This window comes from Streptomyces boninensis (assembly GCF_048572725.1).
Lineage (GTDB): Bacteria > Actinomycetota > Actinomycetes > Streptomycetales > Streptomycetaceae > Streptomyces > Streptomyces boninensis.
On record NZ_CP183837.1, the window covers coordinates 2,078,569 to 2,103,104 of the forward strand.

The window sequence follows — 24,536 nt, forward strand, 5'->3', positions numbered from 1 at the left end:
GACCTGGCCACCGCGACGAGACGCTCCGGTTCAGCCGGCCACGCCACCGTTCGGCGCCACATCCCGCAGCAGACACGTCAGCCGCGCCGTGCACACCCGCCGGTCCTGCTCGTCCGAGATCACGACCTCGTACGTGGCCGTGGTCCGCCCGCGGTGCACCGGCGTCGCCACGCCCGTCACCAGGCCGTGCCGCAGCCCTCGGTGATGCGTGCAGTTCAGGTCGACCCCGACCGCCATCTTCATCGGCCCGCCGTGCAGCATCGCGCCCACCGAACCGAGCGTCTCCGCCAGCACCGCGGACGCGCCGCCGTGCAGCAGCCCGTACGGCTGCGTATTGCCCTCGACCGGCATCGTCCCGACCACCCGGTCCGGGGACGCCCGGAGGATCTGCACACCCATGCGCTCACCCAGCGCACCGGCGGAGAACAGCGCCTCCAGGTCCACCCCGACACCGGCGAAGCGATTCAGGACCTCCGGCGGGAACTCCGTCTTCATCCTGGTCGCGGTCTGGCTGTTCTGCTCGGCCATGGGGGCGGGCTCCGATCCGGTGGGGCCGCATGTCGTGGAGCGGCCTTGCTGCGTACACGCTGATGGATGCAGTCTGCACCCTTACCTCAGCCCACCGCTGTGACCGCCGTCTCCGACGTCCGCTCGATTCGCACGACAACCGACTTGCTCGCCGGCGTATTGCTCGTATCAGCCGTCGCGTCCAGCGGCACCAGGACGTTGGTCTCCGGGTAGTACGCCGCCGCGCACCCGGCAGCCGTCGCGTAATGCACGACCCGGAACCCCGGCGCCCACCGCTCGCTCCCGTCCTGCCACTCGCTCACCAGGTCGGCATAGCACCCGTCCGGCAGCCCGAGCCGCTCCGCATCCTCCGGATTTACGAGCACCACCCGCCGCCCGCCCTTGATCCCCCGATAGCGGTCGTCGAGCCCGTAGATGGTGGTGTTGTACTGATCGTGCGACCGCAGCGTCTGCAGCAGCAGCCGCCCCTCCGGCACCCGCGGATACTCCAGCCCGGCGGTGGTGAAGTTCGCCTTCCCGGTATGCGTCGGGAACCGCCGCTCGTCCCGCGGCGCATGCGGCAGCGTAAAGCCACCGGGCCGCGCGACCTTGGCCTCGAAATCCTCAAAGCCCGGCACCACACGCGAAATCCGGTCCCGAATCCCCCGGTAATCCCGCTCGAATTCCCCCCACGGCACCACCGACCGCTCCCCCAGCACCGCCTCCGCCAGCCGGCAGATGATCGCCACCTCGGACAGCAACTGCCCACTCGCCGGCGCCAGCCGCCCCCGCGAGGCATGCACCATGCCCATGGAGTCCTCGACCGTGACGAACTGATCCCCGCCCGCCTGCCGATCCCGCTCCGTACGCCCCAGCGTCGGCAGAATCAGCGCCCGCGCCCCGGTCACGACATGCGACCGATTCAGCTTCGTCGATACGTGCACGGTGAGCCGCGCCCGCCGCATCGCATCCTCGGTCACCTCGGTATCCGGCGAGGCGGAGACGAAATTCCCCCCGACCGCGAAGAACACCTTCGCGTCCCCGTCCCGCAGCGCCCGAATGGCCCGTACGACGTCATGCCCGTGCTGCCGAGGCGGTGCGAACCCGAACTCCTTCTCCAGCGCATCAAGGAACGCCGGCGCCGGCCGCTCAAAAATCCCCATCGTGCGATCGCCCTGCACATTGCTGTGCCCGCGCACCGGGCACACCCCGGCGCCCGGCCGCCCGATGTTCCCGCGCAGGAGCAGGAAGTTGACGATCTCCTTGATGCTGGGCACGGCGTGCTTGTGCTGCGTAAGCCCCATCGCCCAGCACACGACGGTCTTGTCGGCGGCGAGCACCATCTCCAGCGCCTGCTGGTACGCCTCGCGATCGAGCCCGGTCGCGCGCTCGAACTCATCCCAGTCAAGGTCACGGGCGCACTCCTCGTACGCCTCGAAGCCATGGGTGTGCTCATCGATGAACCGCTGATCGACCGCGCCGGCCTCCACGATCCCACGCGCCAGCGCCCGGAAGAGCGCCTGGTCACCGCCGATCCGCACCTGCAGGAAGAGATCGGTCAGCGGCGTGCCGCCACCCGCGAGCCCATGCGCCGTCTGCGGATTCTTGAACCGCACCATGCCCGCCTCCGGCAGCGGGTTGACGGTGATGATGCGGGCGCCGTTGGCCTTGGCCTTTTCGAGGGCGGTGAGCATGCGGGGGTGGTTCGTGCCCGGGTTCTGCCCGGCGACGATGATGAGATCGGCCTGGTAGATGTCCTCCAGGAGGACGCTCCCCTTCCCGACGCCGAGTGTCTCGGAGAGGGCGGACCCGGAAGACTCGTGGCAGAGATTGGAGCAGTCCGGGAGGTTGTTCGTGCCGAACTCGCGGGCGAAGAGCTGGTAGAGGAAGGCGGCTTCATTGCTGGTACGGCCGGAGGTGTAAAAGACGGCCTCGTCGGGGGAGCCGAGCGCATTGAGCTCCTCGGCGATGAGGCCGAAGGCCTTCTCCCAGGACACGGGCGCGTACGTGTCAGCGCCCTCGGCGAGGTACATCGGCTGGATCAGCCGCCCCTGCTGCCCCAGCCAGTAACCGCTGCGGCGGGCGAGGTCGGACACCGGGTGCCGGGCGAAGAACGCGGGCGTGATGCGCCGGAGGGTGGCCTCCTCGGCGACGGCCTTGGCCCCGTTCTCACAGAACTCGGCAGCATGCCGCTTGTCGGGCTCCGGCCAGGCGCAGCCCGGACAGTCGAAGCCCTCCTTCTGATTCACGCGGAGGAGGGTGAGCGCGGTCCGCCGTACGCCCATCTGCTGCTGCGACATCCGCAGCGCGTGGGTGATGGCGGGAAGGCCGACGGCGGAGTCCGGCGGCGGGCTCACCTCGGGGGCGTCTTGGATCGGGTCGCCTGCGGGAGCTTTGCCTGCCATGGAGGGTCACCTTCTCGGGGGCGGTACACGCACTCTCTTGGCATCCTGCCACGGCGGCCTGGCGGCGGCGGGTAGCGGGGCGGGGGTCAGTACTTGGGGCCGACGTGGTGGTCCATGAGGGCTACGGAGGTGCGGCGGGCGATGGAGATGGTGACCGCGGCCCGCTTCTGCCGCGCGGGCTTCCACTCGACGCCGAGATCGTCCAGCACGTCGGTGAAGAGCCGGACGATGTCGGCCGACGTGTTCGTGAAGAAGTACCTCGCGTATTCGTAGCGCTTGCGTTCGCCGCCGATCGTGCGGACGGTCCAGTTCGTGATGCGACACCCGTCGGAGTGGATGAGGCCCCGGATGAACGCCCAGGGGTGAGAGGCCACGATGGCGTGCTGCCAGCTTTCCAGCGCGATACGGCGCTCGTGCTTCCTGCCGGGGCCGTGCTGAGGGAAGAGACAGAGCCAGTGATGTCCGTAGCTCGACACGAGCACGTCCCCGTGGCGCTGCACCCCGTACACGCTGCGATCCGGGCAGACGGCGATGATGGCCCGCTTGCACTCCTCGACCAAGCCAGGCCATGCCTGCGCGCAGGCGATACGGAGGTAGCGCCCGCCGCCCTTCGGATGAGCGCTGATGCAGCCGTCACCGAGGTACAGACCGAGCAGGTACGCGTACGACTCGGGCTCTTTCGGCAGCGCGGGATCCGGCGCGCATCGGACGCACGCCCCGACCTGAGGGATGCGCGGTAACGGCTCGATGCGGGTCATCCACCCACGGATGGCCGCGCGGGAGATCCCCATCTCCTTGCTTACCGAGTTCTGGCTGCGGCCTTGTGCCACGAGTGCGAGTGCACGTTTGCGCGTTGCGGTGTCGTACATACCTGCGCAGCATGGTGCAGGCGGGGATGGCCTTCGGGGTGAACGGGTGCTCGATCACCGGAAGGCGTGAAGATCACCGGTGGCGCCAGCCTGGGATTCGAAGGAAAAGTGCCCCGGGTCGGACTCGAACCGACACTGTATGGGTTTTGAATCCATTGCCTGCTGCCAATTGGGCTACCGGGGCCAACGAATCAAAGGTCTACGACCCTCCGTCGTGGAACTACCTTACAGGAGGTAGGTACCCTCGTGGGTGCCCCCTGCCCCGGAACCTCACCAGGAGCGCACACCGTGAGCGCCGCCGACGACGCGACCACCCCGGACACCCCGGACGCCGAGCCCACCCCCGCGGAGACCGCGGGCGATGAGCACGTGCCGCCGCAGACCACCCGCGTGGTCATCGCCGAGGATGAGGCGCTGATTCGCCTTGACCTCAAGGAGATGCTTGAGGAGGAGGGGTACACCGTCGTCGGTGAGGCGGGTAATGGCGAGGAGGCGGTGAAGCTGGCGCAGGAGCATCGGCCTGATCTGGTGATCCTTGATGTGAAGATGCCCGTCCTTGACGGGATCTCTGCCGCCGAGCAGATCGCCGCCGACTCCATCGCGCCCGTTCTCATGCTGACCGCCTTCTCGCAGCGGGAGCTCGTCGAGCGGGCGCGGGACGCCGGGGCCATGGCGTATCTCGTGAAGCCGTTCTCCAAGAGCGATGTCGTGCCCGCCATCGAGATGGCCGTCTCCCGCTTCACCGAGCTCAAGACCCTCGAGAACGAGGTCGCCGACCTCACCCAGCGCCTCGAGACCCGCAAGCTCGTCGACCGGGCGAAGTCGATCCTGCAGACCCAGTACGGGCTGACCGAGCCGGCCGCCTTCCGGTGGATCCAGAAGACGTCGATGGACCGGCGGCTGTCGATGCAGCAGGTCGCCGAGGCCGTTATCGAGGATGACTCGGAGAAGAAGGCTAAGAAGAAGAACGGCGAGTAGCGGCAGCGGCTGGGCGCGCCGCCGCCGCGCGGCGCGAGCCGGCCAGGCACCTAGCCGCCGCGCCCTGTCCCGCCAGCACCAGCGCCCCAGCCAGCGCGCCCCCGAGGATCGCGCCCGCCGCCACATCGTGCGGGTAATGCGCGCCCACCACGACCCGTAGCAGCGCCCCCGCCGCCCCCAGCGGCAGCGCCACCGCCGCCCACCGCGGTCGCAGCAGCGTTACGCCGATGGCCAGCGCCGCGGCGATGGTGGCGTGGTTGCTGGGGAAGGACCAGTCGCCCACTGGCGGGCAGGTCACCAGGGCGTCCACGCCGGGGACAGTCCGGCACGGGCGGGCCTCGTCCACCGCGAGCTTCAGGGCTTCGCTGATGCCGGACGCCGCGGCCGTCGCCGCCCCCGTCAGGGCCACGCCCGCCAGCACGGCGGCATCGCACCGGCGCAGCGCCGTCCAGCCCAGCCACGCGAGCAGGGCGGCCAGGGCGAGCAGCGTGCCCTCGGTCGCCGCCTCCAGGGCGGTGTGGACCCAGCCGGGCGTAGCAGCGGCGGCGTCGGTGAGCGTGCGGTACGCGTCCGCGGAGGCGCCGTCGCGTATCCGAACGGGGTCGGGTGTGCCGATACCGCCGGGGGCCAGCCAGACCAGAGCCGCGGTGGCCGCCGCGAGAAGCGCGGATGCGAGCGCCAGCGCGCGGGCGCGGGCGACGGCGCCCCCGGACGGGCCGGCGCCGGCGGCGGTGGAGGCGGCGGTCCGTTCAGCTGCTGTACGTCGTCCCATAAGCGGGACGTTACGAGCGCACCCGACCCCGTCTCCGCCCCCCAACGGCAGGACCCACCCCTGACGAAAGTCAGGGGCAGGTCCGCGGAGCGATGCGACCGTCAGTCCTCGCCCAAGTACGCCTTCCGCACCGACTCGTCGTGCAGGAGCTCCTGCCCCGTACCCGACAGGACGATCTTCCCGACCTCCATCACATGCCCCTGATCCGCGAGCGAGAGCGCCGCCTGGGCGTTCTGCTCGACCAGCAGGATCGTCGTGCCCGACGACTTCAGCTCCTGGATCGTCTCCATGATCTTCTGCATCATGATCGGTGAGAGGCCCATGGACGGCTCGTCGAGCATCAGCAGCTTGGGACGGGACATCAGCGCCCGGCCCATCGCCAGCATTTGCTGCTCGCCGCCCGACAGGGTGCCCGCGGCCTGCTTGCTGCGTTCGCCCAGGATGGGGAAGAGCTCGTAGGCGCGCTGGACGTCCTTTTCCACGCCGTCGGCGTCGCGGCGCAGGAAGGCGCCGAGCAGGAGGTTTTCCACGATGGTCAGGCGCGGGAAGATGCGCCTGCCCTCCGGGGAGTGGGCCAGGCCCATGGCGACGATCTTGTGGGCGCCGACGCCGTTGAGTGGCTGGCCGTCGAAGAAGATCTTGCCGCCGGCGGGCTTGAGCAGGCCGGAGAGGGTGCGCAGGGTGGTGGTCTTGCCGGCGCCGTTGGTGCCGATCAGGGTGACGACTTCGCCGGCCTCGACCTTGAACGAGATGCCTTTGACGGCCTCGATCTTGCCGTAGGCGACGCGGAGGTCCTCGACCTCGAGCAGTGCGGTCATCGGTCGGACTCCTTGCTGGTCTGTCCGGCGTCGCCGGGCGTCGCGTCGGCAGGACGCGCGCCCGCACGCTCGGCCGCGGCGACTTCGGCGGCTTCCTCCGCGCCCGGGGCGCCCTCGAACGGCGTGCCGAGGTAGGCGGCGATGACCCGCTCGTCGCCCTGGACCTCGGCGGCCGTGCCCTCGACCAGCTTCTCCCCCTGTACGAGGACCGCGACGCGGTCGCACAGGTTGAAGATGAAGCGCATGTCGTGCTCGATGACGAGGACGGCGATGCCCTGCTCGCGGATGGCGAAGACCAGCTCCTGGGTGGCGCGGGTCTCCTGCGGGTTCATGCCGGCGGTGGGCTCGTCCAGGAGGAGCAGCCCGGGCTCGCTGGCCAGCGCCCGCGCGATCTCCAGCTTGCGCTGTTCGCCGTACGGGAGGTTGCGGGCGAGGTGGTCGCGCTTCTCGGCGAGGCCGGTGAACTGCAGCAGCTCCATGGCCCGGGCCTCGCTCTCGCGCTCGGCGCGCTTGAAGCCGGGCAGGCGCAGCAGCGCCGACCAGAGCCCTTCCTTGGTGCGGGTGTGCCGTCCCACCAGGACGTTTTCCAGCACCGTCATGTTGGCGAAGAGCCGGATGTTCTGGAAGGTACGGGCCACGCCGGCCTGGGTGACGAGGTGGGAGCGGTGCGGCAGGACCGTGCCCTTGTAGCTGACCTTGCCCTCGGTGGGGATGTAGAGCCCGGTCATGCAGTTGAAGAGGGTGGTCTTGCCGGCGCCGTTGGGGCCGATGAGGCCGACGATCTCGCCCGCGTTGACGTGCAGGTCGACGTCGCGTACGGCGGTGAGGCCGCCGAAGCGCATGGTGACGCCGCGGGCGTCGAGCACCGACGTGCCGTTCGCGGTGACGGGGATGGTGTCGCTGGTCATGTCTCTCACGCCCCAACCTTGGTGAGGCCGGGTTCTTCGCCCTTGGGTACGTCGAGTTGCCCGGTTTCCTTGAACTCAAGCTGCTTGCGGCGGTCGGCGATCAGGCCCTCGGGGCGGAAGCGCATCAGGAGGATGAGCGCGATGCCGAAGAGGAGCAGCTGGTAGTCGGCCAGGAACTGCAGCTTGTTGGGGATGAGGTAGAGCAGCGAGGCGCCGATCAGCGGTCCGCTGACCGTACCCATGCCGCCGAGGATGACCGCGGCGAGCAGGAAGGCCGAGTTCGGCGGGACGGCCTCGACGAACTTGTACTGGGTCGGGGTGACCGTGTACGTGACGTGCGACTGGATGGTGCCGGCGAAGCCGGCGAGGGTGGCGCCGAGGGCGAAGGCGAGCAGCTTGAGCCGGAAGCCGTTGATGCCCATGGCGCGGGCGGCGGTCTCGTCCTCGCGGATGGCGACCCAGGCGCGGCCGATCCGGGACTGGTCGGCGCGCCGGAAGATCATCACGATGACCGCGGTGAACAGCAGCATCAGCAGGAAGTAGTTGGAGAACCTGCCGAGTTCGACGCCGAGGATGGTGTGCGGTTCGCCGAAGTTGAAGCCGAAGAGCTCCAGTTCGGGGATGGACGGGATGCCGTTGGGCCCGTTGGTGACGTCGGGTCCTGAGGTGCCGTCCATGTTCTGCATGGCGATACGGAAGATCTCGCCGAAGCCGAGGGTGACGATGGCGAGGTAGTCGCCGCGCAGCCGCAGGGTGGGGGCGCCGATGACGACGCCGAAGACCAGCGAGGCGGCGGCGCCGGTGAGGACGGCGGCCCAGAACGGGAAGGTGACTCCGAACGGGGAGCTGGGGGCGCCGGAGACGAGGGCGGCGGTGTAGGCGCCGACGCCGAGGAACGCCACGTATCCGAGGTCCAGCAGTCCGGCGAGGCCGACGACGACGTTGAGGCCGAGGGCGACGGTCGCGAAGATCAGGATGTTGGTGCCCAGGGAGGCGTACTGGTCGCTGCTCTGGGTGAACGGGAACGCGAAGGCGGCGACGAAGGCCGCGGTCACGGTGACGTTCTTGTGCTTGGACGTCAGCCGGGCGAGCCGCTTGGTGAGTCCGGAGCGGCCGAGGGCGGGTGCCAGGAAGGCGATGAAGATGACGTAGCCGAGGAACGGCGGGCCGTCTTCGGCGTCGATGCCGTAGGTGAAGGCGAAGAGGCCGAGGGCGAACGACACCGTGATGGTCAGGATCTCGGCCCAGCCGGGCAGCGCCTTGGCTTCCCGGGCGGCCGGGGCCTTGAGGGAGTGCACGAACGTCTGCCAGGCGTTGGCCGCCGGTGTCTCCTCCGCGGGTACGTCGGCGGGCAGGCCGAGGGCGGCGAGCGCGGTGACGAGGGTGGCGACGAAGGCGATCCAGCCGCCGGGTTCGAGGTTGGCGAGGCCGCCGAGCTCGACCGCGATGGCGATGACCGTGTAGCCGGTGGTGACGAAGACGCCGAGGGCCATGAGCCGGACGGCGCTGTTGCGGCCGCCGGGGGTGAGCCAGGTCAGTCCGCGTACGCCCTGGCCGGAGAGGGTGAAGGCCAGGACCAGCAGCGAGCCGACGAGGGTGAGCAGCTGAAGGCCGCCGGGGTAGCCGGTGACGGTCAGGTTGCCGGGGAATTCGTCGGTCCAGGTCCAGGCGAGCCAGGTGGAGGCGAAGCTGGCGATGGCGCCGACGATGGTGGTCAGGCGGGCCCCTGCGGCGGGCAGCGGGATGACGCCCGCGGGGTTCTCGGTGGTGGGTGTGGTGACAGTCATGCGTATCACGCCCGATCCGCGACGCGTTCGCCGAGCAGGCCCTGGGGCCGTAGCAGCAGTACGAGAATGAGCAGGACGAAGGCCCAGACGTCCTTCCAGGCGCCGCCGCCGAACGAGGCGAATCCGGGGACGTTCTCGATGTAGGCGGTGGCGAGGGCCTCGGCGAGGCCGAGGACGACGCCGCCGATCATGGCGCCGTAGATGTTGCCGATGCCGCCGAGGACGGCGGCGGTGAAGGCCTTGAGGCCGGCGATGAAGCCCATCTTGAAATTGACCTCGCCGTAGCGCAGGCCGTGCGCGATGGCGGCGATGGCGGCGAACGCGGCACCGATGGCGAAGGCCATGACGATGATGCGGTCGGTGTTGATGCCCATCAGCTTCGCGGTGTCCGGGTCCTGCGAGGTGGCCTGCATGGCGCGGCCGGTGCGGGTCTTGGAGACGAAGACGCCGAGGGCGACCATGCACAGCGGGGCGGAGATCAGCAGGAACATGTCGCCGCGTTCGATGCTGAAGGAGCCGAAGTCGAAGCGGGGGCCGGAGAACTCGGGGAAGGTACGGGACTTGGTGGCGTCCGGGTACCAGGCCCAGATGGCCTGCTGGAGTGCGATGGACAGGCCGATCGCGGTGATGAGCGGTGCCAGCCGCGGGCCGCCGCGCAGCGGCCGGTAGGCGAAGCGTTCGGCGCCGACGGCTACCAGCGTGGAACAGACCACGGCGAAGAGGATCATGAGGGGCAGGGCGAGGGCAAGGCTGGTGCCTTCCGGCAGCCACAGGAACGCGGTGAGCGCGCCGAAGCCGCCGATCATGAATATCTCGCCGTGCGCGAAGTTAATGAGCTGAACAATGCCGTAGACCATCGTGTAGCCGATTGCGATGAGTCCGTACAGCGCGCCGAGTAGCAGGCCGTTGGCAAGTTGCTGCGGCAGATCGTTCACCGCGGGGCCTCCGAAGGGTTGTCAGATATGGCCGCGCGGGGGCGCTGTGGCGCCCCCGCGCGTGAGCGTGCATCAGTCAGTACGCCTGGTTACTTCCGGGTCACTGGCCGCCCTCGAACTCGCCGCTGGTGACCGGGACGTGCTGCAGCTTGCCGCCCTTCTTCTGGACCTCGTAGAGGGAGAGCTGCTTGTTGGTGGTGTCGCCGTACTCGTCGAAGCCGACCTGGCCGGTCACCCCGTCGAACTTGACGTTCTGCATGGCCTCGGTGATCTGCTTGCGGGCCTCTTCGTGGTCGTCCGGCAGCTTGCCGTCGTTCTTCTCCACGACGGCCTTCACGGCCTGGATGATCGCCCAGGTGGAGTCGTACGAGTAGCCGCCGTAGGCGTCGTAGCCCTCGCTGTAGCCGCCGGCCTTGTAGCCGGAGATGAACTTCTTGGCGGTGTCCAGGGTCTCCAGCGGGGCGCCGACGGAGCTGGCGATGTCGCCCTCGGAGTTGGCCTTGGCGAGCTTGACGTACTCGGGGCTGAACAGCGCGTCGCCGCCGACGGTCGGGATCTTGGCCCCGGCCTTCTTGATCTGCGCGGCCAGCGGGGCGCCGGCCGGGTATTCGCCGCCGTAGTAGACGAAGTCGGCGCCGGCGGCCTTGACCTTGGTGGCGACGGCCGCGAAGTCCTTGTCGTCCGGGTTCACGTGCTCGGTGCCGACGACCTTGCCGCCGAGCTTCTTGAACTCGTCCGAGAAGGTGCCCGCGAGGCCGGCGCCGTAGGTCTTCTTGTCATCGATGATGAAGGCCTTCTTGAACTTCTTTTCCTTGAAGAGGTAGTGCGCCGCGTACGGGCCCTGGATGGCGTCCGTGGTCGAGGTGCGGAAGTAGCTCTTGAAGGGGCGGGCCTTCTTGTCCTCCTGCCACTTCTCGCCCTGGGTGAGCGCCGGGTTGGTGTTGGCCGGCGAGACCTGGACGAGGTTGGCGTCGGCGAAGACCTTCTGCATGGACTGGCCGACGTCGGAGTTCAGCGGGCCTACGACACCCATGACCTCTTCGTTGCCGACAAGCTTGGTGGCGTTGGTCTGACCCTGGGACGCCTGCGCAACGTCGTCGAGGCTGGTCAGTTTGAACTCGACGCCCTTGACCTCTTTGTTCTTATTCGCGGTCTTGACCGCGAGGTCGGCGGAGTTCTTGATGCCCAGGCCGAGCGCCGAGAGGTCGCCGGTCAGCGGGGCGTCGAGGCCAATGGTGACGGTGGTCGTCTCGCCGTCACCGCCTCCCTTGTTGTCGTCGTCGCGAGAGCCGCACGCGGAGAGCGTGAGCGCCCCTGCGGTGACGGCAGTGGTGATTATGAGCAAGGAACGGTGACGCACGATCAGTCCTTTCCCCTGACGGCCACCTCGCTTGAGTGGCCGTTGAGCGGTGCAGCAACCGTGTGATCTGCGCCGCGGTGACTGGCCGTGACTCTAAGGCGCGGCTAAGTCGTGTGGCAGAGGTGCAGGCCATGCTGTGACTCTCTTGTTATGACCGGCGCCACACCAGGCCCTCCAGGAGCGGTGATCTACCTCACCTCTTCGCAGAGCGGACACGCCTGGGGACTCAAAGTTGCTGCTGGGGTCATGTGCCAGGTGATGCGGAGCGGTTGGGATGTTCGCATAGCGCACGGAGCGCGGTGGACAGGTCGGCGGCATAGCGGTCTCCGAGAATGGCGCTGTACGCCTGTATTGCGCGCGTGTTACGGAGCGTTACGTCCAGATAGGCCATCCTGGCGTGGAGAGGGACTCCTCTGCACAATCGCGCCTCGAACGTAACGGTGAATTTCACGTTTTGCCCCTGCGGCAGCTCTATTGGCACCGGCGGTCCTATCTTCAGCCGGAGGCCGTCGTAGCCCTGGGTGACACGGGTAATGCTGGCGCCGGTGGAGGATTTCGCCGTCATTCGGACATGAAATACCTTTTCCCCTGCGATCGGGCCGTCGATCTTGATGTAGCGCAGCTCGGTGGACTGCAGCGGATACGGGACCGGGGTCCTGGCGGGCACGCGGGGCGGGCCCGGCGCGGCGGCGCGGCGGGTGGCGAGCCCGTAGCCGATGAGGCCGACGACCAGCAGCAGCCCGCCGGTGAGGAGCAGCAGCCGGCGGATGCGTCCGGGCAGCGCGGTCCACCGGTCGACGAGCCGCGGTTCGTCGTGACCGATCACCTCCGGCTCGGGCGGGGCGTCCATGGCGGAAAGCTAGAGGCGCCGCGGCGGCACGGCAAGGCGCGGGCGGTCGCGGTGAGTTGGCGCTCATCACCGCCCCGCGGGTTCAGCCGAGTCGCTCCGTGCGGCAGTCGCGCGGCGGCTCGCCGGACTTGATCAGGCAGACGCGCAGCGCCGCCGACCCGGGGGCCGGGGCCGTGCCCGTGGCGCTGTAGCAGGAGTCGGCCTGCTGGGGGTCGGTGCGGGTGAGGAAGTCCTTGTTCGTCGCCGGGTCGTAGCCGGTGGCCCGTACCGCATAGCCGTCGGCCTTGGTGTCGCAGACGCGCAGCCGGGCGGTGCCGTCCTTGTACGTGGTGAGGTTGCCGTTGCCGGACTGGCCGTCCGCGGCGGTGACCACCCCTGCCGACTTGTCGACGGGCTTCGCGGGCAGCTTGAAGTCGACCACGAGCGCGCGGTGGTCGGAGTCCGGCTGCTGCGGCACGGCCGCCGCCGCGATGTCGAGGGTGGGCGAGGCGTACGCATAGTCGATGCGGGCGATCGGCTTGTCGGCGGGAAAGGTGCAGCCGGCGTCGCCGCGGTGCAGCGCCGTCCACGAGTCGACCCAGCCGGCGTCGGCGAACCAGGGCATCAGCCGGTCGTACGGGCGGGCGTTGAAGTCCCCCGTGAGCACGACCGGCTGCTTCGCGCTGCCGAGCGCCTCGATGGTGGCGCGGGCCTCACCCTCGCGCTGGGCGAGGCCGGCGGCGTCGTAACCGGCCGAGTAGTGGGTGGTGTAGACCCAGACCGGGGTGCCGCCGACGTCGATCTGGATGCCGTGCAGCCCGCGCCGGACGTGCTCGCCCTCGGGGAGGGGGAGGTGCTTCTCCTGCTTGATGGGGTGCTTCGACAGCAGCATGTTGCCGGCCTCGCCGGTGTGGCCGCCGGAGTTGTTCTCGCTGTTGGTGTGGTATTTCGCGTACGGGTAGAGGTCCTTGAGCTTCGCCGCGAGGGCGGTGGGCTGGTCGCCGTGCCAGGCGTCCTTGTGGTGGACCTCCTGGAGGCCGATGACGTCGGCGTTCTGCGCGCGGATGGCGGCGGCGGTGCCGTCGAGGTCGTCGGTGCCGGGGACGGTGTCGTCGGCGCCGGCGGGGATGCCGAAGTGGATGTTGTACGTGGCCACGCGGAGGGCGTCGCCGGGGGCGGCGGACGGCTGGGCTGCGGGGTCCTTGCCGTCGCAGTCGTCTTCGCCGGGAGCCTCGGCGGCAGGCGCTTCAGGGGCAGGTGCGGACTGGGCCGTCACACTGCCGCCCGCCGTGAGCAGCGCGGCCGCCGCCAGTCCGACGACGAATGGGCGGTGGGCTCTCCTACGTACGAGCATGCGTTCCTCTTCCTCTCAAGGGAGCGTGCAGGGATCCGTGACCGTCCAGGAATGCCGCCCATGCCCCACGGCGACAGCCGCATCGCCCCCGGGCAGGTGCACGGTCGCCCGCGCCCCCACCGGCACGACGACATCGAGCGCGAACCGCCCGTCGGCCCGCCGCCACGCGACGGACGCCTCCCCGTACGGGGTGAGATGGCGGGCGGAGGCGTGGCTGAGCGCGCCGTCGGGCAGCGGGCGGACCGTGATCTCGCGGTAGCCGGGGGCGGCGGGCGCGAGGCCCGCGACGGTGCGGTGCATCCAGTCCGCCACCGCACCCAGCGCATAGTGGTTGAACGAGGTCATCTCGCCGGGATTGACCGTCCCGTCGGGCAGCATGCTGTCCCACCGCTCCCAGACCGTCGTCGCGCCCATCGTCACCGGATACAGCCAGGACGGGCAGCCGCGCTCCAGCAGCAGCCGGTAGGCCGTATCGGCATGTCCGCAGGCCGTGAGCGCGTCGGTCATCAGCGGAGTGCCCACGAAGCCGGTGCTGATCCGATAGCCGTTCTCCTCGACCAGCTCCGCCAGCCGCCGCCCCCCATACTCCCGCTGCTCCGCCGAAGGCAGCAGCGCCCAGCAGACGGCGAGGGCGTACGCGGTCGGCGCATCGCTGTGCACCGCGCCGCCGTCGCTCACGTACGCGCGGGCGAAGGCCTCGCGGGTACGGGCGGCCAGCGCGCCGTAGTGCTTCGCGTCGGCGTCGCGCCCCAGCACTCCGGCGGCCTCCGCGACGATCTCCGCGGACCTGACCAGATGAGCCGTCGCGACCACATCCGGATCGGCCTTCGCGGCAAAGGGATCGTCCGGCGGCGCGGTCGGGTCGAGCCAGTCCCCGAACTGGAAGCCCCCCGCCCACACCCCGTCCTCCGTGGTGAGCGAGGCGATCCGGTCCACCCACCCGCGCATGCTCCCGAACTGCCGCTCAAGCACCCCCACATCCCCGTACCGCTGATACAGCACCCACGGCACCACCGTCGCCGCATCCCCCCACGCCGCGGCGGTGACGCGCCCGTCCCCGGCCTCGTCGAAGACATCGCGCAGCACATCCGGGATGACATACGGCACCGAGCCGTCCGGCAGTTGATCGGCCGCCAGGTCCGCGAGCCACGAGCCGAGGAATCCGGCCGTGTCGTAAAGGAAGCTCGCGGTCGGCGAGAAGACCTGAATGTCGCCGGTCCAGCCGAGCCGCTCGTCGCGCTGCGGGCAGTCCGTGGGGACGTCGAGGAAGTTGCCGCGCATGCCCCAGACGACGTTCTCGTGCAGCCGCTCCAGCTCGGGGTCCGAGCAGCTGAACCAGCCGGTGCGCCGCAGGTCGCTGCCCAGCACCACGGCCTCCAGGTCCGCCGCCCGTACGTCCGCGACGCCGGTGATCTCGGCGTACCGGAAGCCGTGGAAGGTCAGCTCGGGTTCGAGCACGGCCTCGGCGGCATCGGCGAGGAAGTAGCTGTCGGCCGCCTTCGCGGAGCGCAGCGGGCGGGTGCCGAGCTCGCCGTGCTCCAGCACCTCGGCGTGCCGGACGGTCACCTCGTCGCCGGCCTTCGGGTCGCGTACGCGCAGGCGCACCCGGCCGACGACGTTCTGCCCGAAGTCGGCCAGGGTGCGCCCGGACGGCGACTGCCATACGGACCTGGCGGGCAGCACCTGGGTGACGCGGACGGGAGGGCCGTCGGGGGCGACCAGGCGGCCGAGGTCCTCGTCGAGGATGTCGACGGGGCCGGTGACCGGCTCCAGTGGACGCAGATCGGTTACCTGGCCGTCGTAAAGGTCGTCGGCGAGGATGCCGCTGTTACGGGCCGTCCACTGCTCATCGGTGCCGATCACCTCCACCGAGCCGTCGGCGTACGTCACTTCGAGCTGGGCGAGCAGCGCCGGCCGGTCGCCGTACAGGGCCTGCCGGCCGGTCCAGCCGAGGCGGCCGCGGTACCAGCCGTTGCCGAGGAGCACGTCCAGGGTGTTCTCGCCCTGCCGCAGCAGCGCGGTGACGTCGTGGATCTGGTAGCGCAGGCGGTGGTGGTAGCTGGTCCAGCCGGGGGCCAGCTCCTCGTCGCCGATGCGGGTGCCGTTGAGGGTGACCTGGTAGATGCCGTGCGCGGTGGCGTACAGCCGGGCGGAGGCGACCTCGGTGCACAGGGCCACGGTGCGGGTCAGCACGGGGGCGGATGGGCCGGGGGTGCGGGGGCTGATGAAGCGGGCGCTCCAGTCGGCCGGCCGCAGGAGCCCGGTCTCGGCGGTCGCGGGCGGGCTCCAGTCGGTCCACCGGTCGCCCGCGGCCGCGCGCACGCGGACCGTCGCGCGGGTACGCGAAGGGAGGGGGTCGAAGGGCCAGGGGATCAGGACCTGTTCGTCCGACGTCACGCGCACCGGCGGCCCGTCCCCGAGCCGGATTTCGTATGCGGTCTGCCGCCAGTCCGGGTCGTCGGTGCGCACCTGCCACGACAGCCGTGGTGTGCCGGTGCCGAGGCCAATGGGGTATCCCCTGCTCGAGCGAAGTCGAGAGCTTGGGGAAGGGTCGTCGCGGTGCTCGAAGCGGACGGCGGTGACGGCTGCCGTTACGTCGGTGGTCATGAGGTTCCTCCGATGTGCCGGTGCAGCCGCACCGGGCCGAACAGTCCGGTGCGGGTCTGGCCCGCGGCGACGGCCATGGTCGGGGACGCCTCGTCGAGGTATCCGGCGAGGGTGCCGCGCACGATGACGTCGAGTTGGTTCGCGCCGGGGCGCAGGGCGTCGGTGATCTCGGTGCGCCAAGGGCCCCAGACGAGGCGGTCGACCACCTGGCCGTTGAGTACGACGTCGGCGGTGCCGCGCACCTCACCGAGGTCGAGCACGACCCGCTCCCCCGCCGTCGGCGCGCTGATCGTGGTGCGATAGCGCACCTGCCCGCCGAGCGACCGCAGCCCGAGCTCCTCCCAGCCGGCCGGCTCCACCGACGCCTCGGCCACCTCGGCCGCGATCGCCCCGTCGAGCAGCGCCCCGCCTCTGCGGCCGTCGACGGCCTGCACCTCCAGCACCACGGGGGTGGCGGCGGGGAGCGGTTCTGGCAGGGTCACGCGCTGGTTCTCCGGCTTGTACTCGCGGTCGCCGATCCGTACGACCACCTCCAGATCGGTCGGGATCCGCAGCGCCGTCGTGCCCAGCGGCGCCGGGAATCGCAGCCGTTCGGTGCGCGGGCCGGGGGCCAGGTCGGGGACCACCGGCACGACGGTCTCCCCCGGTGCCGCGGCAGGCTCCAGCCAGTGCGCGCCGGGCAGCGGGTGCGGCCGCACCCGGGCGCACAGGACGCGCGGGTCCCAGTCATGGAAGCGCCGTACGGTCTCCCCCTGCCAGCCCGCGCCGCTGATCAGGCCGAGGTCCGGCGAGTCGAGCGCCACCGCCGAGCCCGCGGCGGGCCGGAGGGTGATCGTGTTCTCGCCGCTGCGGAGAACGGCGCTCAGGTCGTACGGGCTGACGTGGACCTGCCGGTGTCCCGGGTACGGGCTGAAGTCGCCCTGGCGGCCGATCTCGACGCCATTGACGAGGACGCTGCAGGCGCTCTCCCCCGCGACCAGCACCTCGGCGCCGGACGCGGGCACCTCGGCGAGGCGGAAGGTGTGACTCACCTCGCCGTCGCCGGTCAGCCACTCCGGCCGGCGGTACGGGCCGGGGCTGGTGACCACCGCGAAGGAGGCACGCAGCGGGCCGTCGCGCTCGGCGGTGAAGTCGATCTCCAGCTCGACCGTCCGCCCGGCGGTGTGGGCCGGGAGCGGGCTGAAGGACTGGTAGCCGCCGCCCTGGAGCGGCAGTTCGGAGCCGTCGACCCGGACGCGGCGCGCGGCATTGGACCCTACGGCGAGGTGCAGGCCGGTGCGGTCGGGGAGCGGGAGCCGGGTGCGTACGGCGACCTGCTCGCCGCGCTCGATCCGCCGCCAGTCGAGGAACTCCTCCGGCACATAGCCCTTGGGGCCGAGCGGCTCCAGGTGGATCGGGTCCTTGCGGATGCCGCGCGACAGCGACCACTCGGCGGGGCGCCAGGTGCCGTCGGGGTCGCGGACCTCGGCGAAGGGGCCGTAACCCGCGGTCGCCCGCCCCCAGTCGGCGCCGTCGTGCGCCGCGTGTTCCAGGCGCCACACCTCGATCGGCAGCACCCCGTCCCGGTCGGCGGCGGCGAGGTCGCCGTGCCGGTTGTCGAGGGTGGAGGTCGCGAGCGCGCGCCACGGCCCGTCGACCGGGGTGCTGCCGAGGGCGGCGCCGAGCGGCTCGCGGGTGGCGTCGGGCAGGTCATCGCCCAGCACCACCAGGGCCACGGGGCCGTCCGCGAAGGGCACGTCGAGCAGCAGCGACCCGCCGTCCGCGGTGACCTCCAGCTCGGTCCGCTCCCCGGTCCGCGGGTCCCACCGCTGGGCGCGCACCGGCGGCAGCCCTTCGATACGCACCTGAGCCCGGCGGTCGGCGGGCGACACGAAGTCATAGCCGTCCGTACGCAGTTGCCGCCAGTACTCGTCCCAGCTGAAGCCGGTCGCGTACCAGTCGTCGGCCCCCAGCCGCATGATCGGCGCCCCGGTGCCGCTGTGCTCGTCGTGAGCGGCGAGCATCACGACGTACGCATCACCGTGCCGCCGCAGCAGATACGGGGCATCGGCCTGGACCCGTACCGGACCGGCGGGCACCGCGTCCGGCACCTCCTCGGGCGTCGCCACCAGCACGGCATGGCCGGTCAGCGGCTCGGGCACCCGGCCGACGCACACCACGGTGCCGCCGGCGCGCGCGAACTCCACCAGCCGGCGTCCGGCGGCCGGATCCAGCAGCTCCACGTCGGGGAGCACGACCGTCCGGTACGTCTCATCCCCGACGCGCAGGCCCTCGGCCCCGGCCGCTCCCGCCGCGATCGTGTTCTCGTCCAGCGTGTCGTGATCGATCCCGGCGCGCTCCAGGACGCCGCGCTCCTCGGCCATCCAGTTGCTGACCCCGTTGAGCCGGTGATAGCAGGCGGTCGCCCGCTCGGCCGGCGGCAGCGGTCCGTCCAGCGTGAGATAGGCCTGCGCGGTGGTCGTGGGCGACAGCAGCACCGTGTCGCAGACGTGCGTGCCCGTCGTCAGCACCGAGCACAGCCGGGTCACGGCGCCCGCGAACTGGTGGTACGACGGCCAGTACGGCTGCCGCCAGCAGGTCGACGGGGGCGCCCACTCCCACCAGCCGCCCGCCGTCGAGTAGTAGACGGCGTGCGGGTCGTAGAGATTCGCGCCGCGGCGGAGGAAGGGGGCGAGCCAGTCGTACGTCTCCTCCAGCGTGCCGCCCCAGCCCGACGAGTGGAACGCCTCGATCCAGGTGCGCCGCGCGCCGTGGGCGTGCGCGAGGGAGCTGTGCACCTTGGGGTCGCCCCAGTGGTCGCTGCCGGGCGCGCCGAAGCCGGCGTGGGTGCCCAGGTAGTCGCCGTACATCTGCACGCCGCCGACCGGGTCGCCCTCGCGGGCCGGGGAGGCCTGGTCGAAGCCGCAGATCAGGCCGTGTTCGGCGAACCACGCGTCCAGCGGGTCGAAGAAGGCGCGGCGGGCGAGGCGGGCGCGGTGCTCGTGGTAGTCGCGGCGGACGCGGGCCGCTTGGGGGTCGGCGCCCTCGTACAGCGCGGGGCGTAGCGGCCGCAGGTCGTATCCGTACGCCTCGGAGAAGGTCTCGGCGAAGTCCCGCCCCCAAGTGGGCATCGCGGGCAGCTCGTCCTGGAAGAAGCCGGGGATCACGCTGCCGAACCAGTGGCCCACCTGGCGGGCGAGCTCGCCGTGCACCTGGTCGAGCAGCGCCGCGCAGGCGTCGGTGCCGAAGTAGTCGAAGCCGCTGACCCGCTGCCCGATGGTCCCGTCCTGCTCGCGGTGCAGGGAGAGGCCCGCGTACTCCGGGTGGGCGGCCGTCAGCCGCCCCTGGAAGTTCGCGCCGGAGAAGCCGATCTGGTCGTACATCCAGATCCGGAAGCCGAGGCGGGCGGCGTCCTCGCAAGCGCCGTCGAGCAGCTCGATCCAGCGTGGGCTCAGGAAGGGCGGGTCGTCGGCGAGCGAGCCGAACATCGGCCCCGTGGGCGCCAGGCACATCACCACCGCCTGCCTGACGCCCTGGGAGACGAGCTGTTCCATCTGCCACCGCAGCCGGTCCCTGGTGACCTCCGCGCCGCTCCACCACCAGATGGGCAGCGGGGTGTACTCGGGTCCGGGGGCGGTGAATCGTGCGAGGAGTTCTGCCGAGTGGTGCTGGGAGGTCACGCGGTGGCACGCTCCGATTCGATCTGCTCCAGCGCCTTGCCGGAGGTATTCGGCATGAAGAAGTAGCCGATGCCGCCGCTGATGATGAGGAACAGCGACAGCAGCGCGGCGACCGTCTCGATCCCCGCATCGGCCAGCGTCGGCACGAAGAAGCTCCACACGCCGAGGCAGGTGCGGGCGACGCCGAAGGTGATGCCCTGCGCGGTGCCGCGGAGCATGGTCGGGAACAGCTCCTGGCTGAACACCTTGTAGAAGGCCTCACCGGCCAGCGCGGCACCGACGCCGAACAGGAAGATGTTGAGGACGATCACCGGCACGGTGAAGGGCAGCACGAGGAAGACGGCGTACGCGACGATCTGGAGCACGGCGCCAACGCCCCACAGCAGCTTGCGCGTCGAGTGCCCTCGGTCGGCGTAGCGCATGAAGAGGAACACCGTCGCCACGCCGCCGATGATGAAGCCCGACGACGACAGCGCCACGCTCGCGGTCTGGCCGCCCGCGTTGAGCGTCTTGATGAAGTACGGGGTGAAGATGCCCGCGGTGCCGGCCGCCAGGTTCCAGAACAGGTAGATGCTTCCGGTCCACAGCAGCGCCTTCAGGTGGGCGCCGCTCAGCAGCGCCTTCAGGTTGTGCTGCGCCGCCGTCTTCGCCTTGGCGGCGGTCTGCCAGCGCGGCGACTCCGTCAGGCCGCGGCGCAGCGCCCAGGTCACCAGGGCCATCACGAAGAGGTGCAGGAACACGATCCGGATGCCCAGCAGGTCGAGATTGGACAGCACCAGGGCGAGGACCAGCACGATGACCGGGCCGAAGTTCCAGGCGACTTGGGTGAAGCCGAGCAGCTTGCCGCGCGCCTTCGCCGGGGAGAACTCGCCGACCAGGGCGAGGGAGGTGGGGACGTCGGCGCCGACCGCGACGCCGACCACGAAGACGCCGAAGAAGAGCATCGGCGCGTTGAAGGCCAGCGCGACGCACAGGATGCCCGCGGCGTACACCAGCAGGTCGTATTTGTAGATGCGCTTGCGGCCCAGCTTGTCGCCGAGCCGGCCGCCGATGAAGGCGCCGACGGCGCAGCCGATGGCGTTCGGCCCGATCGCGGCGAGCGCGCCGATCGCATCGCTGCTGAGGTTCAGGTACGACTGGAAGAGGGCAAGTCCCGCCCCCAGCGCCACGATCGAGCCGGCGTCCAGATACGAGGCCATGCCGGCCAGGGCGGTCCATCTCCATTGCTCGCGGGTGACGGTGCCGTCGTCCTGGACGGCGGTTGGTTGAGTCGTTTCCTGGACCATGAGCGGCGGCTCCTCATAACGTTGCGCGGGGACGTGTGTAGAACGTTCTACGAGGATTGAAACGACTCAAACAATGGGGGTGCCGATGGCGACCGTCAAGGGTTGGGGCAGCAAAAGATGCGGACGATCAGCCGAGGGCCGCGGGCGGCGCGGTGGTCCTGCGGACGACGAGACCCGGCGTCACGGACTCGATCAGGGAGCGGGTACGCCGCTCCTCGATGCGCTCCAGGAGCAGCCGGGCCGCCATCGCGCCCATGGCGTCCCCGGCCTGGTCGACGCTGGTCAGCTGGACGGGCTGGAGGGCGGCCACCGCCGTGTTGTTGTAGCCGGCGAGGGACAGGTCCTCGGGGATGCGCAGGCCGAGCTCGGCGGCCGCCCGGAAGACCCCGGTCGCCGCGACGTCGGCGCCGGCGAAGATCGCGGTGGGCGGTTCGGGCGCGGCGAGCAGTTCGGTGGCGCCCCTATAGCCGCCCTCGTCGGTGTACTCGGCGGGCACGATCCGTACCAGATCCGCCAGCCCGTGCCCGGCCATCGCCTCGCGATAGCCCTCGCTCGCGACGACCGCGGGCGGGCGGGTCCAGCCGCTGCCCGTGACCGCCGGCGAGGAGATCAGGGCGATCCGGCGATGCCCCAGCTCGACGAGGTGATCGACCACCTCGCGGGCGCCGGCGGCGTCGTCGTTGACGACGGAGTCGTAGTGCGGCGAAGGGTCGTGATGGCCGATGACCACGGTCGGGACGGTGGCGGCGGTCTTCTCGACCTCCGGGCGGCCGAAGGTCGGGGCGATCAGGATGAGGCCGTCCACCTGGCGGTCGACCATCGCGAACGTGGCCTTGTACTGCTCGTCGGGGCTGGGCCCGCTGTAGCCGATCAGCGTCGCGTACTCGGTGCCGCCCAGGACGCCGTGGATGCCGTCGAGGAGGTCGGCGAAGAAGGCGTTGCGGATGCCGTCCATCAGCACGCCGATCGTGTACGTCCGGCCGCGCATCCCGCGCGCCGCGGCGTGCGGCCGGTAGCCCAGCTCGGCCATGGCGGCGTGGACGCGCTCGCGCATGGCGGGGCTCACGCCGTAGGCATTGCGGAGCACCTTGGAGACCGCGGAGGTGGATACGCCCACGTGCCGCGCCACGTCCGTGATCGTCACACGTCTGCGTTCCGGCGTAACCATGAGGTCGCTCAGAATACGCCTCCCCTCCGCACCTCCCCATTGACGCCCCCGAAGCGGGGGGCTTAGCTTCCGCGCAGGGTCGTTGAAACCTTTCAGTTAGGAGCCAAGATGACGTCTCCCACGACATCCGACACCCGCACCCCCGCCACCGCCCGCCGGCCCCGGATCGGCCTGGTCGCGGGCGGACTCGGCGCGTACTGGCCGCAGTTCCCCGACCTGCTCCCGCAACTCCAGCGCTCGGCCGCCCGGGTGGCCGAGCGGATGGGCGCCTTCGACGCCGAGGTGATCGACGTCGGCTTCATCTCCGACGCCGAGGAGGGCGCCGCCGCGGCACAGAAGCTGCGGGCCGCGGACTGCGACCTGATCGTCGGCTTCCTGACCACCTACATGACCGCCACGATGCTGGTGCCGATCGCGCAACGCAGCGGCGCCCCGGTGCTGCTGATCAACCTGCAGCCGACCGAGTCGATGGACCACGCCACCTTCGACACGGGCCAGTGGCTGGCGTACTGCGGCGCCTGCCCGCTGCCGGAGATGGCCAACGCCTTCGAGCGCTGCGGCATCGACTTCCGCTCCGTGTCCGGCTATCTGGAGGACGAGCGGGCCTGGGCGCGGATCGGCCGCTGGATCAAGGCGGCGGGAGTGCGGTCGGTGCTCCGTAACGGCAGGCACGGGCTGATGGGCCACCTGTATCCGGGCATGTACGACGTCTCCACCGACCTCACCATGGTCACCGGCAATCTGGGCGGGCATGTGGAGGTGCTGGAGTTCGACGACCTGCGGGTGCGGGTGGAGAAGGTGGGCGACGCGGACGTCGAGGCGAAGCTCGCCGAGACCCGCAAGGTCTTCGAGCTCGATGCCGAGACGGTGGTCAACGAGGACCTCGCCTGGGCGGCGAAGGTCGCGGTGGGCCTGGACCGGCTCGCCGCGGACTTCGACCTGGACTCACTCGCGTACTACCACCGCGGCCTGGACGGCGAGACGCACGAGCGACTCGGCGCCGGGATGATCCTGGGCGCGTCGCTGCTGACGGCGCGCGGGATTCCGGCGGCCGGCGAGTACGAGCTGCGTACGTCGCTGGCGATGCTGATCACCGATCGGCTGGGCGCGGGCGGGTCCTTCACGGAACTGCAGGCGCTCAACTTCCGGGATGGCGTAGTGGAGATGGGGCATGACGGGCCGGGCCACCTGGCCATCAGCGACAGCCGGCCGCTGCTGCGCGGCCTCGGCGTCTACCACGGCAAGCGCGGCTGGGGCGTGTCGGTGGAGTTCGAGGTGAAGCATGGTCCGGTGACCACCGTCGGGCTGGGCCAGACCCGGGACGGGCGGTATCAGCTCATCGCCTCGGAGGGGGCGGTGGTGGAAGGGCCGCGGCTCAAGATCGGCAACACGACGTCGCGGGTGGATTTCGGCCGGGACCCGGGCGAGTGGTGCGACGACTGGTCGGCGAGCGGGGTGGGGCATCACTGGGCGCTGGCCACTGGACACATCCTGCCGGAGCTGCGGGCGGTGGCGGATCTGATGGGGGTGGAGCTGAGGGTGGTGTAGTCGGCTTCCGGCCGGTGGGGAGCCACCTGCGAGGATGGCCCCATGCAAGAGGGGACCGGACGCCGCCTGCTCGTCGTCGACGACGAACCCGCGATCGTCGACGTGCTCGCGACCTCGCTGCGCTTCCTCGGCTACGACGTGGCCGAGGCCGCCACGGGCCGCGCGGCGCTCGCCGCGGTGCGCGAGCACGGGCCCGACCTCGTGCTGCTGGACGTCATGCTGCCCGACCTCGACGGCTTCGAGGTCGTCCGCAGGCTGCGGGCCGGCGGCGCCCGGGTGCCGGTGGTCTTCCTGACCGCCCGGGAGAGCGGCGCCGATGTGGTGGGCGGGCTGGACCTGGGGGCGGACGACTACATCACCAAGCCGTTCCGGCTGGCCGAGGTCGCCGCCCGGGTGCGCGCGGTGCTGCGCCGCACCGAGGGCGGCGGCCCGGCCGACGAGGCGGTGCTGCGCTGCGCCGACCTGGAGCTGGACCCGCGGACGTACGAGGTGCGCAGGGCGGGCACGGCGGTGGAGCTGTCCCCCACCGAATACCGCCTGCTGCACCACCTCCTCACCAACGCGGGCCGCGTCCTGACCCACGAGCAGCTGATGGAGCACGTCTGGGACTACGGCGCCGCCGACACGGCCGTGCTCAAGTCGTACATCTCCTACTTGCGGCGAAAGGTCGACTCCCTGGGCCCGCCGCTCATCCACACCCGCCGCGGCATCGGCTACGTGCTGCGCGCGCCCGAGGCGTGATCGGG

General features: G+C 70.7%; 18 protein-coding genes and 1 tRNA gene. 3 read left to right on the top strand and 16 right to left on the bottom strand.

Features of this window, described 5'->3' with window-relative positions:
• Positions 1 to 30: 30 nt before the first annotated feature.
• From ACNNMR_RS09310 to ACNNMR_RS09325, 4 genes are all read right to left on the bottom strand, one after another.
• Positions 31 to 495 (bottom strand): PaaI family thioesterase, encoded by a 465-nt coding sequence (locus ACNNMR_RS09310; RefSeq protein WP_420000306.1) that lies wholly within the window; start codon positions 493 to 495, stop codon positions 31 to 33.
• 119 nt (positions 496 to 614) lie between these two features.
• A complete protein-coding gene (locus tag ACNNMR_RS09315) occupies positions 615 to 2,912 on the bottom strand; it encodes an FdhF/YdeP family oxidoreductase (RefSeq protein ID WP_419994063.1) in 2,298 nt (765 codons plus the stop codon).
• Between the two features lie 86 nt (positions 2,913 to 2,998).
• Positions 2,999 to 3,781 (bottom strand): transcriptional regulator, encoded by a 783-nt coding sequence (locus ACNNMR_RS09320; protein WP_419994064.1) that lies wholly within the window; start codon positions 3,779 to 3,781, stop codon positions 2,999 to 3,001.
• Between the two features lie 109 nt (positions 3,782 to 3,890).
• Positions 3,891 to 3,965: transfer RNA gene (locus ACNNMR_RS09325), tRNA-Leu, on the bottom strand.
• 185 nt (positions 3,966 to 4,150) lie between these two features.
• Here ACNNMR_RS09325 and ACNNMR_RS09330 point away from each other — a divergent pair.
• Complete coding sequence (locus ACNNMR_RS09330) at positions 4,151 to 4,759, top strand: ANTAR domain-containing response regulator (protein WP_420000307.1); 609 nt, start codon at positions 4,151 to 4,153, stop codon at positions 4,757 to 4,759.
• Here ACNNMR_RS09330 and ACNNMR_RS09335 read toward each other — a convergent pair.
• The 12 genes from ACNNMR_RS09335 to ACNNMR_RS09390 form a co-directional block, all read right to left on the bottom strand.
• Positions 4,737 to 5,531: a phosphatase PAP2 family protein gene (locus ACNNMR_RS09335; protein ID WP_419994065.1), complete on the bottom strand. Its 795-nt coding sequence runs from the start codon at positions 5,529 to 5,531 to the stop codon at positions 4,737 to 4,739. The two genes, ACNNMR_RS09330 and ACNNMR_RS09335, sit on opposite strands and share 23 nt — an antisense overlap.
• A 101-nt stretch (positions 5,532 to 5,632) precedes the next feature.
• A complete protein-coding gene (locus ACNNMR_RS09340; protein WP_419994066.1) occupies positions 5,633 to 6,349 on the bottom strand; it encodes an ABC transporter ATP-binding protein in 717 nt (238 codons plus the stop codon).
• Positions 6,346 to 7,257 carry an ABC transporter ATP-binding protein gene (locus ACNNMR_RS09345; protein WP_420000308.1) on the bottom strand — a complete coding sequence of 304 codons (912 nt, stop codon included), beginning with the start codon at positions 7,255 to 7,257 and terminating at the stop codon, positions 6,346 to 6,348. Before ACNNMR_RS09345 ends, ACNNMR_RS09340 begins: the two co-directional genes overlap by 4 nt.
• A 5-nt stretch (positions 7,258 to 7,262) precedes the next feature.
• Positions 7,263 to 9,044, bottom strand: a complete 1,782-nt coding sequence (locus ACNNMR_RS09350) for a branched-chain amino acid ABC transporter permease (protein ID WP_419994067.1) — start codon at positions 9,042 to 9,044, stop codon at positions 7,263 to 7,265.
• A 5-nt stretch (positions 9,045 to 9,049) separates the two neighbouring features.
• Positions 9,050 to 9,979, bottom strand: a complete 930-nt coding sequence (locus ACNNMR_RS09355) for a branched-chain amino acid ABC transporter permease (protein WP_419994068.1) — start codon at positions 9,977 to 9,979, stop codon at positions 9,050 to 9,052.
• Between the two features lie 100 nt (positions 9,980 to 10,079).
• Positions 10,080 to 11,339, bottom strand: coding sequence for a branched-chain amino acid ABC transporter substrate-binding protein (locus ACNNMR_RS09360; RefSeq protein ID WP_419994069.1), 1,260 nt, complete (start codon positions 11,337 to 11,339; stop codon positions 10,080 to 10,082).
• A gap of 244 nt (positions 11,340 to 11,583) precedes the next feature.
• Positions 11,584 to 12,189, bottom strand: a complete 606-nt coding sequence (locus tag ACNNMR_RS09365; RefSeq protein WP_419994070.1) for a hypothetical protein — start codon at positions 12,187 to 12,189, stop codon at positions 11,584 to 11,586.
• 82 nt (positions 12,190 to 12,271) lie between these two features.
• Positions 12,272 to 13,522, bottom strand: a complete 1,251-nt coding sequence (locus tag ACNNMR_RS09370) for an endonuclease/exonuclease/phosphatase family protein (protein WP_419994071.1) — start codon at positions 13,520 to 13,522, stop codon at positions 12,272 to 12,274.
• A gap of 15 nt (positions 13,523 to 13,537) precedes the next feature.
• Positions 13,538 to 16,129 carry a family 78 glycoside hydrolase catalytic domain gene (locus ACNNMR_RS09375; protein ID WP_419994072.1) on the bottom strand — a complete coding sequence of 864 codons (2,592 nt, stop codon included), beginning with the start codon at positions 16,127 to 16,129 and terminating at the stop codon, positions 13,538 to 13,540.
• Complete coding sequence (locus ACNNMR_RS09380) at positions 16,126 to 19,788, bottom strand: hypothetical protein (protein ID WP_419994073.1); 3,663 nt, start codon at positions 19,786 to 19,788, stop codon at positions 16,126 to 16,128. Before ACNNMR_RS09380 ends, ACNNMR_RS09375 begins: the two co-directional genes overlap by 4 nt.
• Complete coding sequence (locus ACNNMR_RS09385; RefSeq protein WP_419994074.1) at positions 19,785 to 21,074, bottom strand: MFS transporter; 1,290 nt, start codon at positions 21,072 to 21,074, stop codon at positions 19,785 to 19,787. Before ACNNMR_RS09385 ends, ACNNMR_RS09380 begins: the two co-directional genes overlap by 4 nt.
• A 127-nt stretch (positions 21,075 to 21,201) precedes the next feature.
• Positions 21,202 to 22,218 (bottom strand): LacI family DNA-binding transcriptional regulator, encoded by a 1,017-nt coding sequence (locus ACNNMR_RS09390; RefSeq protein ID WP_419994075.1) that lies wholly within the window; start codon positions 22,216 to 22,218, stop codon positions 21,202 to 21,204.
• A gap of 132 nt (positions 22,219 to 22,350) precedes the next feature.
• Between ACNNMR_RS09390 and ACNNMR_RS09395 the strand changes: the two genes are divergently transcribed.
• Both ACNNMR_RS09395 and ACNNMR_RS09400 read left to right on the top strand, forming a co-directional pair.
• Complete coding sequence (locus ACNNMR_RS09395; RefSeq protein WP_419994076.1) at positions 22,351 to 23,790, top strand: arabinose isomerase; 1,440 nt, start codon at positions 22,351 to 22,353, stop codon at positions 23,788 to 23,790.
• A gap of 42 nt (positions 23,791 to 23,832) precedes the next feature.
• Entirely contained in the window at positions 23,833 to 24,531 is a 699-nt protein-coding gene (locus ACNNMR_RS09400) for a response regulator transcription factor (RefSeq protein WP_419994077.1), read from the top strand.
• Positions 24,532 to 24,536: the final 5 nt, after the last annotated feature.